15 protein-coding genes and 1 tRNA gene are annotated in these 15,330 nt (G+C 63.8%); 1 reads left to right on the top strand and 15 read right to left on the bottom strand.

Features of this window, described 5'->3' with window-relative positions; genetic code table 11:
* Positions 1 to 88: 88 nt before the first annotated feature.
* Positions 89 to 778, bottom strand: coding sequence for an SOS response-associated peptidase family protein (locus WIN67_RS19470; protein WP_339069895.1), 690 nt, complete (start codon positions 776 to 778; stop codon positions 89 to 91).
* Positions 779 to 1,107: 329 nt separating this feature from the next.
* A tRNA-Ser gene (locus WIN67_RS19465) sits at positions 1,108 to 1,195 on the bottom strand.
* A 123-nt stretch (positions 1,196 to 1,318) separates the two neighbouring features.
* Here WIN67_RS19465 and WIN67_RS19460 point away from each other — a divergent pair.
* A complete protein-coding gene (locus tag WIN67_RS19460; protein ID WP_011062013.1) occupies positions 1,319 to 1,990 on the top strand; it encodes a Bax inhibitor-1/YccA family protein in 672 nt (223 codons plus the stop codon).
* Between the two features lie 76 nt (positions 1,991 to 2,066).
* Here the strand turns inward: WIN67_RS19460 and gspM are convergent, their stop codons facing one another.
* From gspM to gbpA (WIN67_RS19395), 13 genes are all read right to left on the bottom strand, one after another.
* On the bottom strand, positions 2,067 to 2,567 hold the full coding sequence (gene gspM / locus WIN67_RS19455) for a type II secretion system protein GspM (protein WP_306399161.1): 501 nt from the start codon (positions 2,565 to 2,567) through the stop codon (positions 2,067 to 2,069).
* Positions 2,568 to 2,570: 3 nt separating this feature from the next.
* Positions 2,571 to 3,710, bottom strand: coding sequence for a type II secretion system protein GspL (gene gspL / locus WIN67_RS19450; protein WP_339069894.1), 1,140 nt, complete (start codon positions 3,708 to 3,710; stop codon positions 2,571 to 2,573).
* Positions 3,711 to 3,716: 6 nt separating this feature from the next.
* On the bottom strand, positions 3,717 to 4,604 hold the full coding sequence (gspK, locus tag WIN67_RS19445; protein WP_339069893.1) for a type II secretion system minor pseudopilin GspK: 888 nt from the start codon (positions 4,602 to 4,604) through the stop codon (positions 3,717 to 3,719).
* Positions 4,597 to 5,196, bottom strand: coding sequence for a type II secretion system minor pseudopilin GspJ (gene gspJ / locus WIN67_RS19440; protein WP_110596063.1), 600 nt, complete (start codon positions 5,194 to 5,196; stop codon positions 4,597 to 4,599). Before gspJ ends, gspK begins: the two co-directional genes overlap by 8 nt.
* Positions 5,193 to 5,579 carry a type II secretion system minor pseudopilin GspI gene (gene gspI / locus WIN67_RS19435; RefSeq protein ID WP_258381458.1) on the bottom strand — a complete coding sequence of 129 codons (387 nt, stop codon included), beginning with the start codon at positions 5,577 to 5,579 and terminating at the stop codon, positions 5,193 to 5,195. Before gspI ends, gspJ begins: the two co-directional genes overlap by 4 nt.
* Entirely contained in the window at positions 5,563 to 6,057 is a 495-nt protein-coding gene (gene gspH, locus WIN67_RS19430) for a type II secretion system minor pseudopilin GspH (protein WP_180988460.1), read from the bottom strand. Before gspH ends, gspI begins: the two co-directional genes overlap by 17 nt.
* 3 nt (positions 6,058 to 6,060) lie before the next feature.
* Positions 6,061 to 6,495 (bottom strand): type II secretion system major pseudopilin GspG, encoded by a 435-nt coding sequence (gene gspG / locus WIN67_RS19425; RefSeq protein ID WP_102864804.1) that lies wholly within the window; start codon positions 6,493 to 6,495, stop codon positions 6,061 to 6,063.
* A gap of 16 nt (positions 6,496 to 6,511) precedes the next feature.
* A complete protein-coding gene (gene gspF, locus WIN67_RS19420; RefSeq protein ID WP_268561589.1) occupies positions 6,512 to 7,729 on the bottom strand; it encodes a type II secretion system inner membrane protein GspF in 1,218 nt (405 codons plus the stop codon).
* 2 nt (positions 7,730 to 7,731) lie between these two features.
* Positions 7,732 to 9,225 carry a type II secretion system ATPase GspE gene (gene gspE, locus WIN67_RS19415; RefSeq protein WP_102881625.1) on the bottom strand — a complete coding sequence of 498 codons (1,494 nt, stop codon included), beginning with the start codon at positions 9,223 to 9,225 and terminating at the stop codon, positions 7,732 to 7,734.
* Positions 9,222 to 11,141 carry a type II secretion system secretin GspD gene (gene gspD, locus WIN67_RS19410; RefSeq protein ID WP_339069892.1) on the bottom strand — a complete coding sequence of 640 codons (1,920 nt, stop codon included), beginning with the start codon at positions 11,139 to 11,141 and terminating at the stop codon, positions 9,222 to 9,224. Before gspD ends, gspE begins: the two co-directional genes overlap by 4 nt.
* Complete coding sequence (locus tag WIN67_RS19405; protein ID WP_339069891.1) at positions 11,138 to 11,686, bottom strand: type II secretion system protein N; 549 nt, start codon at positions 11,684 to 11,686, stop codon at positions 11,138 to 11,140. The genes gspD and WIN67_RS19405 overlap by 4 nt, the downstream gene beginning before the upstream one ends.
* Before the next feature lie 137 nt (positions 11,687 to 11,823).
* Complete coding sequence (gbpA, locus tag WIN67_RS19400; protein ID WP_339069890.1) at positions 11,824 to 13,377, bottom strand: N-acetylglucosamine-binding protein GbpA; 1,554 nt, start codon at positions 13,375 to 13,377, stop codon at positions 11,824 to 11,826.
* A 317-nt stretch (positions 13,378 to 13,694) separates the two neighbouring features.
* Positions 13,695 to 15,251 carry an N-acetylglucosamine-binding protein GbpA gene (gbpA, locus tag WIN67_RS19395; RefSeq protein WP_339069889.1) on the bottom strand — a complete coding sequence of 519 codons (1,557 nt, stop codon included), beginning with the start codon at positions 15,249 to 15,251 and terminating at the stop codon, positions 13,695 to 13,697.
* Positions 15,252 to 15,330 lie beyond the last annotated feature (79 nt).

Raw genomic sequence — 15,330 nt, 5'->3', positions numbered from 1 at the left:
TAACTAGAACTGCCAGTCAATGCAGGTGAAGCGCCCTGAAGTCTAGATACTATTTTGCTATCAGCAAGGCAGTGGTCAGCCCGTTTGTTTATTCGCTGTACTCGGCCGGTTCGATCAGTTCGGGCCCCTGATTCCTGACATTGCCAACCCGCGGGTTGGCCTTGAACCATGCGAAAGACTCCGCTGGCTCGCCTTGAGTGAGAGCCATCTGCTCGGCACGTTCCTTCGGCGTGGCCGGATCGAGCCATTCCCTTGCCAACTGCGGCGTCAGGACCACCGGCCGCCGGTCATGAAGGTCGACCATGCCGCCCTGGGCGTCGGCGGTGATGATCACAAAACCGTCATGCTCGCCCTGGCCTTCATCCGGAGCTGGCAGCTGTCCGATCGCGGCACAGAGGATGGGTGAGCCGTCGTGGTGGCGGATCAGGTAGGGCTGCCTTTTCGGGCCGCCTTCGTCCACCCACTCGAACCAGTTGTCGATCGGGCATATCGCCCGGTGTGGCCAGATCTGGCGGAAGAAATGCCCGTGGGCGACCTTTTCGATCCGGGCATTGACGGGTGCGACGCGCTCAGTTGCCCAGTGCGGCCGCCATCCCCAGCGCACGGCGTCGACGTATAGCCTGTCTGCGACAACGTGGAAGAGGGCAAGCGGCAGGGTCGGCGCCGCATTGAAGTGTCCCAGGGGCTGGTCGCCCACGCTGTTGACCAGCGCCCCTGGCATGCTCAGGACAGCAACGAAGTCGTGGATACCGCGATACTGAGAGAGTCTTCCGCACATTGCTGTGCCCTCACGCTAAGAGCCTAAGCATAGCGCTGCCTGTGGGCTTCTATTTATCAGCGCGCTCAGTGGTGAAGAGCTGTGGCATGGCGCCGCTTGGCTTGAACATCAATGGCACTGAGGAGGTCGACGGGGCCCTATATGCGCAGTCGGGGTGGTGTCGCGTCGAGTGGCAATGTGGTGTGTGTTTTTGTTCGGCAGGACGCCGGAGGAGGGTTAGTTATGGAACACGCCCACAATAGTTATGGAACGCTTTAAGTGGAATGGCGACAAGCCTGAACCCCAGACACAAAAAAGCCCTGAAAAATCAGGGCTTTCTCGTTGAGATTTGGCGGAGGCGTAGAGATTCGAACTCTAGGACCTGTTACAGTCGGCGGTTTTCAAGACCGCTGCCTTAAACCACTCGGCCACACCTCCAGATCGCATTGCGGGCGCCATAATACCCGAATGAAACACACTGTCAAACTCTCTGCATCGCGAGTTACAGAGCCTCTGTTATCATCCTTGCCACTAAATGTTTCCCCCAACAGGAGTGTCGCCATGCGCGAACAGGATTACGCAGTTAACAACGGCGTGCAGGCCGAGCAGCTAGAGGTTAGCCGCGTCCTGCGCAACACTTATGGCTTGCTGGCTCTGACCCTCGCGTTCAGTGGTGTCATGGCTTATGTGGCGCAGCAGATGCGCGTCGGCTACCCGAACATCTTCGTGGTGCTGATCGGCTTCTACGGTCTGTTCTTCCTCACCAACAAACTCCGTGACTCGGCCTGGGGCCTGGTCTCGGCTTTCGCCCTGACCGGCTTCATGGGCTTTTTGCTCGGCCCGATCCTCAACCGTTACCTGGGTATGCAGGGCGGCGCTGAAGTGGTCAGTTCGGCCTTCGCCATGACGGCGCTGGTGTTTGGCGGTCTGTCGGCCTACGTGCTGATCACCCGCAAGGACATGAGCTTCCTCGGTGGTTTCATCACCGCTGGTTTCTTCGTGTTGATGGGCGCCGTGCTGGCCAGCCTGTTCTTCCAGATCAGTGGTCTGCAGTTGGCGATCAGCGCCGGTTTCGTGCTGTTCTCCTCGGTGTGCATCCTGTTCCAGACCAGCGCCATCATCCATGGCGGCGAACGCAACTACATCATGGCCACCATCAGCCTGTATGTATCGATCTACAACCTGTTCGTCAGCCTGCTGCAGCTGTTCGGCATCATGGGCCGCGATGACTGAGTCCGGTTGTTGAGCCAATAAAAAAAGCCCGCTTCGGCGGGCTTTTTGTTGTCCAGGTTTCAAGGGTGACAAGGTTTCAAGGGCTGTGCAGCTGCAAGCGTGCGCTGGCCATGGCGTCCTTGTTGACCTCGATGGAGAACGACAGCACGGCGACTTGCTGCTGCTCCAGCTGGTCGATCCAGGTGATCAGGCCGTTGAGAGGCCCCTCCAGACTGAGGTTGACCCGTCCTTCATCCTCCTGGTCCATGCGTTCCAGGTTGAGCCCGGCCTGGCTGCTGGAGCGTGCCAGCATGCCCGGCAGGGCATCACCGGAAATGACTGGGCCACGAAGTGCGGAGGTGCTGACGGGCAGCCGTTGTAGATCTAAAAGCAATTGCGTTTCCTCGGTATAGCGTTGCTCGGCCAGGGCCAGAGCCTGTTGTTGCGGTTGCCAGAGTAGATAGAGGCTGGTCAGTCCAGCGAAGACCACCAGGGCTTGTACTGCCCGTTGTTCGCGCTTTGCCAGACGCTGCCAGCGTTGTCGGAGTGGGTTCGCCAGGGCGGTGCTGGTCGGAGTCGTGGCGCTGGATGGATTCACGTCTTACTCCTTGATTTGAAAGCGCGCGGAGACGCCTTGAGCGTCCCGCACGGATGAGTCGGTGCTGACGCTCAGGCCCTGGTTGATCAGGCCCTCGCGCAGCATTTGCAGATCGGCAAAGGCCGGGGCGCTCACTTGCAGGCTCCAGCCTTCCTCGGCCTGGTAATCCAGACGCTGGATCATCGACAGCGCGCCGCCACTGGCGACCCATTGCTCCGCCAGTTGCGACAGACGCAGGGCCACGCCCGGTGTTTCCTGCACCTGTTGGCGTTGTTTGAGCCGCACCTGACGCGCCAGGTCGGCGGTAACCGGTTCATCGGCAAAGCGCTCTTGCCACAGACTCTGGCTGGCGGCGTGCAACTGGTCGCTGCGTTGCTCCAGGTACAGCCGGTGCCCGATGTTCTGCAGCAGATGGGCGCCGCCGGCAATCGCCAGCACCAGTAGCGCCAGGCGCCAGGGCCTCGCTTTGCGGGTGCGACGCTGGAATTGCCCCTGGCACAGGTCGATTGCCTGCAGGCTGCCCTGGCTGAGCACTTGCCAAGGCTGCTCCTCGACCTGCCAGTGCTGCGGTTCCAGGCCGTCGATGCCCGGGGCCTGGGCGCCTTGCCAGAGCAGCCCATCCGGCACCAACCGATTCAGGTCACCGAGCTCCTGGTCGCTGAGGGTCAGGCGCAGTGGGGCACTGCCGCCCAACAGCCAGCGGCCGTCCCAGGCCAGGGCTCGTGGCCGGTCCTGGGGCAGGCAGTCGGCATCGATGTGCATGCGCGACGGTTGCAGTCCGTGTTCGGCCAGGCGCTTGAGGCAACGCTGCAGGCGCTCGCGATTGATGATCAGCACCGAGCAATGACGTCGCTCGCGCAACGGGCCATGGGCCATGTGCAAGTGCTCGACGTCGTCGATCAAGTGTTCTTCCAGGGCACTGTGCAGCGCCTGGCGCAACCAGCGACCGCTGCGCGCCGGGACGCTGACCTGATGAAAACTGGCCATTTCCATCGGCAGCAGCAGGACAAATCCATGCTCGCGAAGCTGTTCGGCGGCCTGTTCCAGGCTGCCTTGCTGGGGCGTGCTGCCGGCTGACCACCAGTGGCAACGCCACGGTGTGTCGCCGGTGGTATGGGGCGAAAGGTAAAGCCAATGGCTCATCAATGGTTACTCGGTAAGCAGATGGGCGTTGGACGGTCCGGGGAGCAGCGTGCGCTGTTGCACCCGGACCTGTTCAGCGTTCATGACGCGCAGGTCGCTGACCAGGCGCAGGCGTCGGCCATGCAGTTCAACGTCGATGGTGGCGCGGAACTGGCGACTGTTGACGCTCAGCCCGCGAGGGGTAATGTCCCGGCCCTGGAGCATGGGGTTGGCGAGGAACGCGGCGACCGTGGGATAGCCCTTGCTCGGGCGCGATTGGGCCAGGGTCTGGGCGGTCGGCAGGTCAATGCCTTCGATGCTGGCCAGCACCAGGGCGCTGGCGGTATTGAGGTTGATGTGGGCTTGTTCATAGGCCGCGACCAGTGGCGACAGGCGTTGCAGGGTGTCACGGTCGACTTCCGGCAATTGTCGCAGCTCGCTGATGTCGCTCAGGGGCAAAGGGCGGCCCAGGCGATCAAGAGGGCGCGACAGCGCCACCGGGTCGTGGGGCTTGATCTGGGCCAGGGCCAGCAGCCGCTGGTAGCGGGCACGGGGGATGACATCGTCCTGCACCAGCGCGCTGTTGAGGTTGAAGCGCGCGCCCAGATCGACGATCTGGATCGCAATCCTGCCACCCTCGATCGGGAACGCCGGGGCCGGTCGGGCCCAATGCTGGCCCAGATGGGTCACCAGCAGGCCGCCTTCGCTGAGGGCATCTTCCTGCAACTGGCTACGGGCCCAGCTTTCGCCACTCAGGGCCAGTTGCCAGAGCTGCTGGTGTTGCACCAGGTGGCTGCTGCTGGCGAGGCTGAGCCGCTGACGGGCGAGCATATTGCTCACCACCAGGGTCACCAGCGCGGTGATCAGCAACACGCTGAGCAAGGCAACGCCGCGCTGTGCACGAGGCTTATTCACGGGGTGCGTCCTCGTCCACTTCGGCGCCGCCGGGCAGCAGAATGACCCGGCGGATATGCGGGAAGCCGGGCGCGCTCAGCTCAATGTCCACGGCGGCCGGCAGGCTCAGGGCCTCGCTGCCGATGGGCCAGCTGTCATGGGGCTGGCCCAGGGCGTCGATGAAGCGCAAGTGGACCAGCTCGACCCCACTGAGCAAGGGTTGCACCTGGCTGAGGCTGTCTCGTTCCAGGCCCTGGGTTTCGCGAATCCACGCACCGTCGCTCAAGCGATGGTTGACCTGCAACAGATCGCTGCGCGGAGCATCCAGGGGGTTGCGCCAGCCGCCGCGCAGCAGGCGCAGCCCCTGATGCTGGCTTATCAGCGCCTGGCTATGGCTGTGGTCGTCCTTGAGGGCGTGACGCTGCACTTGCACCAGATCACGCTCCAGCAGACTCAGGGCCCGTTGCAGGTGGCGCAACTGCTGTTCCTGGTTCTGGATGCGCTGGTCGCTGCGCATCACCCGATCCAGCAACTGATAGGTCGCCAACCCCAGGAGGCTGAAGATGGCGATGGCCACCACCACTTCCAGCAAGGTGAAGCCGCGCTGGTTCATGGGTTGGCCTCGATGTAACCCAGCAGCTGCGCGCGGCTGTATTGCCGGGCCCGTTGCGGGTCCTGCTCGGCCGAGACCCGCAGGTTGACCTTGAGCAACCGCGAGTCCGGGGCCGCTTCGATCTCGCTGAACAGCCACCAGTTGCGCCCGCCAAACTCGACCTGCCGTTGCTGGCGCCCAAGGGTGCGCGGCTGCATGCCGCAGCGCAGTTCATTCAGGTAGTTGTCGGCAATCCAAGTGGCTTGGGTGCGTTCGGCCAGATTGCCGCTGTTGATGGCCACATGCTGAATAGCACTGAACAGCGCAATCGACACCGTGGCGAAAATCGCCAGCGCCACCATGACTTCCAGCAAGGTAAAACCCTGCTCAGTTCGAGGTTTCAAGTCGAGGCTCCTGTATGCCATCGCTGGACAGGGTCAGCAACGGAGTGTTGCGGTGCTCGATCCACAGGGTGAAGGCGCTGGTTTCATCGCTGGACAGCACCAGCAGTTGGGGCAGGGCGCTGCGACTCACCGCCTGGCCCAGGGCCGGGCCGGCTTCGGCAACCTCAAGGCGCAGGCGCAGGTTGTCGGGCAGGCTCTGGGCCCGCCAGTCGCGGTCGGCCAGCCACTGCCCCTGTTCATCCAGGCGCAGCACGGAGTAGGCGTCGGGTTCGATGCGCAGGCCGTAGTCGCTGTTGCTCAACACCGCCTGCTGGCGCAGCAGTTGCAGCAGCGCCAGCAGGCGATCGCCTTCACGGCGCGCCTGACGGCTGGCGGAGTCGGGGTTGATCAGGCCGATCATGCCCGCGGACAGGGCGATGATCAGCACCACCACCAGTACTTCGACCAGAGTGAAGCCCTTGGCGTGGGAGCGTTGCACCGCTCAGCGGTCCCAGTTGCCGATCTCGGCGTTCAGGCCGTCACCGCCGAGCTTGCCGTCGGCGCCAAAGGAGAACAGGTCATAGCCCGTGCCGCGGGCGCCTGGCACGCGGTATTGATAGGCATTGCCCCAGGGATCGATGGGCAGGCGCTTGAGGTAACCGTCGGGGTTCCAGTTGCGTGCCGGCGGGTTGCCGCTGGGCTTGCTGACCAGGGCTTCGAGCCCTTGCTGGCTGCTGGGGTACTGGTGGTTGTCGAGCTTGTAGATGTCCAGGGCCATGGCAATGGCCTTGATATCGCTCTGGGCGGCGGCGCCCTTGGCCTGGTCGGGACGGCTCATGATCTGGGGCACCACCAGGGCCGCGAGGACCCCGAGAATGACCACCACCACCATGATTTCAATCAGGGTAAAACCGCGTTGTTTGTTCTGAGTCTGCACGTAGGGGGTTCCGCATTCAGGTAATCAATTGGTTCAGGCTGAGGATCGGCATCAGGATCGCCAGCACGATGATCAGCACCGAGGCGCCCATGAACACCAGCATGGCCGGTTCGAACAGGCCCACCAGCAAGGCAATGCGGTTGGCCAGTTGTTCTTCCTGCTGCTTGGCGGCGCGTTCGAGCATGCTGTCCAGCTCGCCGGAGCGTTCACCGCTGGCGATCATGTAGAGCATCATCGGTGGGAAACTGCCGTTGAGTTCCAGGGCCCGGGTCAGGCTGATACCTTCGCGTACCCCCCGGACAATGTCTTTCAGACCGGTACGAATTTTCTGATTGGCCACCACTTCGCTGGCGATGGACAGGGCGTCCAGCAGTGGCACGCCACTGCGTCCGAGAATCGCCAGGGTGCTGACAAAACGCGTGCAGTTGCTGGCCCGGATCAGCCGGCCCAGCAGTGGCAGTTGCAGCACCAGGGCATGCCAGCGCTCGCGGGTGGCCGGGTTGCGGACGGCGCCGCGGGCGGCCAGGACCAGGGCCGCCATCACCAGCAGCATGAGCAGGCCATAGTCCTGCAGGAAGGCGCTGCTGGCGATCAGGCCCCGGGTCAGCAGCGGCAGTTCCTGACCACTGTCGATAAACACCTTGACCACATCGGGCACCACGAAGCCCAGCAGGAAGCCGACGATGCTCACGGCCGCCAGCATCAGGATGCTCGGGTAGAGCATGGCCAGCTGGATCTGCTGACGGGCCGCTTGCTGGGCCTCGGTGTAGTCGGCCAGGTTCATCAGCACCTGACCCAGGTGTCCGGAGCGTTCGCCGGCGGCCACCGTGGCCCGGTACAGATCCGGGAAGGCTCGCGGGTAGGCCGCCAGGGCCACCGCCAGGCTATAGCCCTCCAGGACCCGGGAGCGGATGGCCAGGAGCATGCTCTTGATCCGCTGTTTCTCGCATTGCGCGGCGACCGCCGCCAGCACCTCCTCCAGGGGCAGGGCGGCTTGGACCAGGGTCGACAACTGGCGGGTGAGCAAGGCCAGTTCGGCGCTGCTCAAGCCGCCGCCGGACACCTGCAGCAAGCCTTTGCCACGCACGCGCTTGCTCTGCGCGACGCTGACCTTGAGGATCACCAGCTGGCGCTCGCGCAACAGTTGCCGGGCATGGCGCGGGCTGTCGGCTTCCACCACGCCGGTGGATTTTTTGCCGGCGGCGCACATGGCCAGGTATTCGTAAGCGGCCATGATCAGTCCCTCTGGGTCACGCGTAGCAGTTCTTCCAGGCTGGTCTGCCCTTGCAACACCATGGCCTGGCCGTCGTCGAACAGGCTGGCGCTGTGCTTGCGCGCGTGTTCCAGCAGTTCGTACTCGCCGGCGCCGGTGTGGATCAACTGGCGCAAGGTGTCGTCGAACAGCACCAGTTCATAGATGCCCCGGCGCCCGCGATACCCCGAGTGCTGGCAGGCGCTGCAGCCTTTGGGTCGGTACAACTGCGGCGCTGCGTCGGCGCTCAGCCCCAGGCGTTCGCAGGCGGCGGCATCGGCGCTGTGGGGCTCCTTGCACTCCGGGCACAGCAGGCGCACCAGGCGCTGGGACAATACCCCCAGCAGCGAGGTGCAGAGCAGGAAGGGTTCGATGCCCATGTCCACCAACCGGGTCACCGCGCCGATGGCGCTGTTGGTGTGCAGGGTCGAGAGCACCAGGTGTCCGGTGAGGGAAGCCTGCACGGCAATTTCCGCGGTTTCGCGGTCGCGGATCTCGCCCACCATCACCACGTCCGGGTCCTGACGCAGGATGGCCCGCAAGCCCCGGGCGAAAGTCATGTCGACCTTGGCGTTGACCTGAGTCTGGCCGATCCCGGTGAGGTGATACTCCACCGGGTCCTCGATGGTCAGGATGTTGCGCTCCAGGCTGTTGAGGCTGGCCAGCCCGGCATACAGCGTGGTGGTCTTGCCGGAGCCGGTGGGGCCGGTGACCAGGAGAATGCCGTGGGGTTTGTGCAGGGCGATTTCCAGGCGCTGGCGCACCGTCTCGTTCATCCCCAGGTGGCTCAGATTGAGGCGCCCGGCCTGTTTGTCCAGGAGGCGCATCACCACCCGTTCGCCATGACTGGAGGGCAGGGTCGAAACCCGCACATCCACCTCGTGGCCGGCAATGCGCAAGGCGATCCGACCGTCCTGTGGAATACGCTTCTCGGCGATGTCCAGCTTGGCCATGACCTTGATCCGCGACACCAGCAGGGTCGCCAGCTCGCGGCGCGGGCGCAGCACTTCACGCAGCAGGCCGTCGACCCGCAGGCGCACCGACAGGTGTTCTTCGAAGGCTTCCAGGTGCACGTCGGAGGCCTTGCTCTTGACCGCCTCGCTGAGGATCGCGTTGATCAGGCGGATGATCGGCGCGTCATCTTCCTGTTCCAGCAGGTCGGTGGTCTTGGGCAGTTGCTCGGCCAGGCTGTTGAGATCGAACTCTTCGTCGAACTGTTCGCCCAGGCCGTCGGCCACCTGCTTGGCGCCGTTCTGCCCGTCGCGGTAGTGAGCGGCCAGGCGCTGGGCGAAGGCCTCGTCGTCCAGCACCTCGCTGCGCAGCAGCGCACCGTTGAAGCGGCGCACTTCGGCCACCACCGACAACGGCGTACTGGCGCGGCAATAGAGCACCGCGCCGTCCGGCTGATGGTCCAGCACCACACCGTGGCGGCGCGCGTAGGCAAAGGCCAGACGCGCGTCTTCGGCGGTGGCGATCATGGTTGCCGCTGGGCGCCGGGGGCGCGCATGTCGATCAGGCCCGCATCGCTCTGGCGGTTGGCGTCGAACAGGCGGTTGGCGTCAGCAGGCAACTGGCCGCCGGTCTTGCCGTCCGGGCTGCGCAGCGAGCGCATGTTGTTGTACTTGTGCTGGCTCATCTGCTCGGTGCTGGCGGCGTTGCGCAGCAGGGTTGGACGCAGGAACACCATCAGGTTGGTCTTCTCGTTGACTTCCTTGCTGCTGCTGAACAGACGGCCGACCCAGGGAATGTCCCCCAGTAGCGGCACCTTGCTGACCTGGACCTTGACGTTGTCCTTGATCAGCCCGCCGAGGACGATGATCTGCCCGTCGTTGGCCAGGATGGTGCTCTTGACCGAGCGCTTGTTGGTGATCACGTCGCTGGTGTTGATGCCCGGCGGCGCGGCGGCCAGTTCGGAGCTTTCCTGCTCGACGTTCAGGCGCAGGAAGTTGCCCTCATTGATATGCGGCGTGACCTTGAGGGTGATCCCCACATCCTTGCGCTCCACCGTGGTGAAGGGGTTGCTGGCACCGGCGGTGTCGGTGGTGTAGGAGCCGGTCTGGAACGGCACGTTCTGGCCGACGAGGATTTCCGCCGCTTCGTTGTCCAGGGTCAGCAGGCTCGGGGTGGACAGCAGGTTGTTGTTGGAGTCGCTGGACAGCGCGGTGATCAGCGCGCCGAAGTTGCTGCCGCCGATGCCGATGATCGCGCCATCGGGCAGGTTCGGGCGCTTTTCGTCCTGCAGGCTGTTGAGCAGGGTGCCGATGGACAGGCCAGCACTATTGAAGTTGGCAGCGGCGGACAGCTTGCCGCGGTTGCCGGCCCATTGCACGCCCAGGGCCTGGTTGATGTCGCCGCTGACTTCGACGATCGCCGCTTCTACCAGCACCTGGGCCCGGGGCCGGTCCAGCTCGTTGATGATGCTTTCGAAGGTCGCCAGCTGGGCCGGCGAGGCCATCAGCACCAGGGCGTTCTGGCTGGTGTCGGCGCTGACCAGCACCGGGCTGTCCGGCTTCTGGCTGTCGCTGCCACGGTTGCCGGATTCCATGCGCTTGCCAATGCCGCTGAGCAGTTCTTCGAGCTTCTTCGCATCGCTGTGGTTGAGGCGGCGTACCCGCGCGGTGTCGCCGACATTGGTCGGCACATCCAGGCTTTGCGCCAGACGCTGCATCTGCTGGCGGATCGGCGCCGGGCCCACCAGGATCAGGCGGTTGCTGCGCGAGTCGCCAATGGCCTTGGCGCTGGTCATCGCACTGTTGCTGTCGGCCAGGCTGTCGGTCAGGGTCTTGGCCACTTCGGTGGCCCAGGCGTGCTTGAGCTGCACGATGCTGAACTGCCGTCCACCGGCGTTATCCAGCTCGTTGATCACCAGGCGCACCCGCTCGACGTTGTTGGCGCTGTCGGAAATCACCAGGGCGTTGGAGGTGGTGGAGGGCGCCATGTAGGCGTCCGCGGCCACCAGTGGGCGCACCGCGCTGGCCACTTCGCTGGCGTTGGCGTTGTTCAGTTCGATGACCTGGGTCACGAACTCTTCGCTGGCGCCGCTGGGCTCGGCGTGGGCCTTGGTCTTGGCTTCGGCCACCGGCAGGATCAGCACTCGGTCGCCCTGGTCCATGGCGACAAAACCCTGGCTGCGCAGGGCGGTGAGAAACAGTGAGTAGATGCCCTGCTGATCCATGGCGGTGCTCGATTGCACCGTGACCTTGCCGTTCAGGCGCGGGTCCAGAATCATCGTCTTGCCGGTGATCTGGCCCACTTCGTTGACCAGGTCGCGCAGCTCGGCGTCCTTCATGTTCAGGGTCCATTGCTGGGCCGCGGCGGTTTTTTCCGTGGCGTACACGGGATTGATCAGGGTGCCCAGGGTCAGCAGGGACCCGGCGATAAATGCTCGATTCATGATGCTCCAGGGGGTTGCAGAGACGGTTGCAGCAGGCTCCCGCTGCCTGGCTGTGGATGGGGTTGGGCCGCGGCGGTGTCCTGGTCCTGCGGGGTCAGCAATGGCGTTTCGTGCTGGGGCAGGCTCAGGATCAGTTCCTCGCCAAAGCGTTGCACCCGCACTTGGTCGGTGCCGATCTGGCGCAGGCTGCCACCGCCGGGCAGGGGCTCGCCGATGCCATAGAAGCGGCGACCTTCGGGCGATTCGATCAGGGCCCGGGACTGTTCCGGTTGCCCGGCCACCAGGCTGGCTACCAGGCTCAGCGGCACCCGGGGCAGGTCGCTGGAGTGCTCCGGCAACTGCACGCCGAACAGCCGGGCGATGGCTTGCGGGTCGGGCTGGGCCCGGGGCGTTGGCGGCGCGACGGAGGGCGCCTGCAGGCTCGCCGGGTTCAGGCTTTGCCGGAACTGCCAGCTGCTGTAGGCCAGCCAAGTCAGCCAGGCCGCCAGAAACGACAAGGCGCCGACCAGCAGGCCAGCGCGAAGCGAGGGGCGAAGGGCGCTCATAAGCACAGGCGCCTCGGCAGGTTTTCACCCTGCCGGAGCAGGGTTCTTGAATAGGGGGTTGAGCTCATGGGGGGGCTTGACCGCTAACGAGGAGCGTGGCGCCGTGGCGCCACGCTCGGGTGGTTGACGCGATTGAGTTACTTGACGTTCCAGGCCGACTGCCAGGCGAAACCTACGCCCGGCTCGTAGGCGTTGGCGCCGCTGGTCCACTGGGTGCACCAGCCAGCGACTGGGCCTGGCTTGCACTCATAGGTCTTGCCGTCCTTGGGTTGCAGGACCACGGTGCCGGCCTTGTAGGATTTCAGGCCATTGGGGAACACGTAGTCGTACTGGGCGCCTTCGTTACCGCCGTTGCCGCCTTCGTTGCCACCTTCACCACCGCCGGCTTCGGCCTTGAGGGTGAAGCGGGCGGATTGTTGCAGCACTTCGCCTTTCTTCGAGGTGGCCACGACCACCAGGTCGTAGTCGCCAGCGCTGACATTGTTCAGCGGCAGGGAGAAGTGCGGGGTGTTGCCGGCCGGCGCTTGCTGGAAGGCCACGCTTTCGCCCTTGGCGTTGAACACGGTGGCTTTCACGGTGTATTCGCCGTTCTTGGCAATGGCGTTGAAATGCAGCTCGACCTTGCCGTCCTTCAGGGTGTACTCGGACTGCATGCCGGTGATGGACAGCTCGCCCGGCTTGGCTGCCTGTTCCTTGGCGATCATCACGTTGACGATCTCGCTGCCCTTGTTGACCAGGATGTTGTTCTGGCCGTAGCTGGGCACCACTTCATCTTTGTCGTTGAGCATGCCGATCTGGTAGCCCAGCTTGGCGGCGTTGACCTTTTTCGCCAGTTCGTGCGGCCAGACGTCGGCCTTGGCCAGCTCGGCGGAGTTGATGTCCAGCACCACTTGCTTGGCATTCAGCTCGCCCTTGGCGTTGAACACGCGGGTCTTGACCTTGTCGCCGATGGTCAGCGCTTCAGGCTGCACCGAGCCGACGGTGACCCAGTTCGACGGGATGCCGGTGTCGTTGTCGATGTCCATGTCGACCACCTGATAGAAGGTGGCGTCGGTGTCGTGGACCTTCCAGGTCGCCAGCAGGACGTGGTAGCCGCTACGGTCGGACGGAATGGTCACGGTGTGATGGGTCTTGCCCATGGCCGGCGCCGGGGTGGTGAGTGAAGGCCATGGCTGATCGAGCAGCGGGGTTTTTTCGAAGGAGTCGCGGGTCAGTGGCTGGTTCGGGTTCCAGTCTTTCTTGGTGATGTAGAACTGCCAGTAGCGGGTGGCATGGCCGGCGGTGTAGTGCCAGGTGAAGTTCTGCGGGCCCGGCTTGACCTTGACCTTGGTCCAGCGGCTGGCGGTCTGCTCGTTGAGGCCGGAGAAACGCAACAGGCCACCGGCCGGGATGGTGCCGTTGGCCGGGCCGCATTGCAGGAAGTCACCGGTACAGGCTTGAGCATTGCTCGGGAAGTGGGAGAAGCCCGACTCGTTGGGGCGGCCGATGTATTCGGTGCTTTGCGGTTCGTAGGTCGCGTCGCCGCAGTTCTTGTTCAATGCGCCGCCATCGGAATGGCACATGAAGGCGCGGGACTTGGGGCTCTCGATATAACCGTGGGCGGAAGCTTGCTGTGCGGCCAGTCCCGCCGTCGCCATGGCGATGACGATTGGCAGCTTGAGGAAGGAGCGAGTCCGGTTGGAGTTGATCATGGTGTATGCCTTGAGCAATTAAAAAATGAGTGTTGAAGCGCTGCGAGGGGCCGGTGATGGGGCACAGGGACACCCGTGATGTCCGCTGCTCCGGCAGCCTTGCCAGCGAGCACAGGCTACGTGCTGCTCCGGGGTGTTCACATGGGACGAGTACGAGAGTCAAAAGGCTCTGGAACAAGTGTTTGCCGGATTTTCCGCGGGTCTTTACGGCCCTTCGGGCGAGACACTTCAGGCTTGCGCAAGCGGGCCGGTCGGGAAAAAAAATGAGCGTGACGCTTGCGCGTCACGCCCCAAGGAGCAACTGGGGAGTTGCTGAATTACTGGCGGGTCCAGGCCATTTCCCAGTGAGAACCGATGCCCGGCTCGTAGTGAGTCGCGCCGGCCTTCCACTGCACGCAGTAGCCGCTATAAGGGAACGGCTTGCACTGATAGGTCTTGCCGTCCTTGGGTTGCAGCACCAGCGTGCCGGCCTTGTAGGCCTTCAAGCCCTCAGGGAACACGTGGTCGTACTTGCCCGGGGTCTCGGGGGTGGTGCCGCCATCATTGCCGCCACCGCCCGGGGTTTCCTCGACCACCGGCTCGGCCTTGAGGTTGAAGCTGATGGTCTGTTGCAGCAGCTCGCCTTTCTTCGACTTGGCCACCACCACCAGATCGTACTGGCCCGCTGTCAGGCCTTTGAGCGCGAGGCTGAAGTGCGGCGTATTGTTGCCACTGTCGGCTTGCTGGTGAGCGACGGTTTCACCCTTGGCATTGACCACGCTGGCGGTGATGGTGAAGTCGCCGTTCAGGGCGATGGCGTTGAAGTGCAGGTCGACCTTGCCGTCCTTGAGGCTGTACTCGGACTGCATGCCGGTGACCTTGAGTTCGCCCGGCTTGGCGGCTTGTTCCTTGGCGATCAGCACGCTGTTGATGTCACTGTTCTTGTCGACAAAGATGCTGTTCTTGCCGAACTGCGGCACCACTTGGTCCTTGTCGTTGAGTTCACCGATCTGATAGCCGAGCTTGGCCCGGTTGACCTTCTCGGCCAGGGCCTTGGGCCAGATGCTGTCCTTGGCCAGTTCGGCGCTGTCGATGTTCAGGGTGACCTGCTTGGCCGACAGTTCGCCCTGGTCGTTGAACACCCGGGTCATGACCTTGTCGCCGATGCTCAGGGCCTGGGGTTGAACGGCACCGATGTTCTTCCAGTTCGAAGGCGCGACTTCGCTGTTCTCGATGTTCACGTCCACCACCTGATAGAAGGTGTTGGTGTTGTCGCCCACCATCCAGGTGCCGAGGACGATGTGGTAGCCGCTGCGGTCGGCCGGAATGTTGACCTTGTGGCTGGTGGTGCCGCCGGTCTTGGTCGGCAGGGTGTTGTTCCAGTTGTCGGTCAGCAGTGGCACCGGTTCGAACGAGTCGCGGGTCAGCGGCTGGTTGGGATTCCAGTCTTTCTTGGTGATGTAGAACTGCCAGTTACGGGTGGCGTGCACCGCGGTGTAGCGCCAGTCGAAGGTGTTCAGTCCAGGCTTGATGTTGACCTTGGTCCAGCGGTTGGCGGTCTGTTCGTTGAGGCCGGCGAAGTTGCGCAGGCCACCGGCGGCAATGGTGCCGTCTGCGGGGCCGCACTTGGTGAACTCGCCGTGGCAGGCCTGGGCGGTGCTCGGGTAGCCGTCGCGGCTGCCGTTGGCCAGGTATTCAACGCTCTGCGGCTCGTAGGTCACGCCGCCGCAGTTGCTGTTCAGGTTGCCACCCAGGTTGCTGCACATGAAGGCGCGGGATTTCGGTTTTTCGATGTAACCGTGCGCCGCCGCCTGTTGCGCGCTGAGTGCCGCCAGGCCGATGGCCATCGCCAGCGGAAGCTTGAGGAATGAATGGAGGGTATGCCGCGTGATCATCGATTGTTCCCTGATTGGACGTTATTGGATTCAACAAGCAATCGAGAGCTGGCGTAGCGACTCACCGGGAGTCTGGCGC

It is taken from the genome of Pseudomonas idahonensis, assembly GCF_037903935.1.
GTDB classification, from domain to species: Bacteria; Pseudomonadota; Gammaproteobacteria; order Pseudomonadales; family Pseudomonadaceae; genus Aquipseudomonas; species Aquipseudomonas danubii.
Note: the sequence above shows the minus strand (reverse complement) of the source record. Positions and strands in the feature narration are given on the sequence as shown.

What these genes read in the sequence shown, in the direction of transcription:
- WIN67_RS19470 (WP_339069895.1), bottom strand. Translation starts at nt 778, where the DNA reads ATGTGCGGAAGACTCTCTCAGTATCGCGGTATCCACGACTTCGTTGCT.
- WIN67_RS19460 (WP_011062013.1), top strand. Translation starts at nt 1,319, where the DNA reads ATGCGCGAACAGGATTACGCAGTTAACAACGGCGTGCAGGCCGAGCAG.
- gspL (WP_339069894.1), bottom strand. Translation starts at nt 3,710, where the DNA reads ATGAGCCATTGGCTTTACCTTTCGCCCCATACCACCGGCGACACACCG.
- gspJ (WP_110596063.1), bottom strand. Translation starts at nt 5,196, where the DNA reads ATGAACCAGCGCGGCTTCACCTTGCTGGAAGTGGTGGTGGCCATCGCC.
- gspF (WP_268561589.1), bottom strand. Translation starts at nt 7,729, where the DNA reads ATGGCCGCTTACGAATACCTGGCCATGTGCGCCGCCGGCAAAAAATCC.
- gspE (WP_102881625.1), bottom strand. Translation starts at nt 9,225, where the DNA reads ATGATCGCCACCGCCGAAGACGCGCGTCTGGCCTTTGCCTACGCGCGC.
- gspD (WP_339069892.1), bottom strand. Translation starts at nt 11,141, where the DNA reads ATGAATCGAGCATTTATCGCCGGGTCCCTGCTGACCCTGGGCACCCTG.
- WIN67_RS19405 (WP_339069891.1), bottom strand. Translation starts at nt 11,686, where the DNA reads ATGAGCGCCCTTCGCCCCTCGCTTCGCGCTGGCCTGCTGGTCGGCGCC.
- gbpA (WP_339069890.1), bottom strand. Translation starts at nt 13,377, where the DNA reads ATGATCAACTCCAACCGGACTCGCTCCTTCCTCAAGCTGCCAATCGTC.
- gbpA (WP_339069889.1), bottom strand. Translation starts at nt 15,251, where the DNA reads ATGATCACGCGGCATACCCTCCATTCATTCCTCAAGCTTCCGCTGGCG.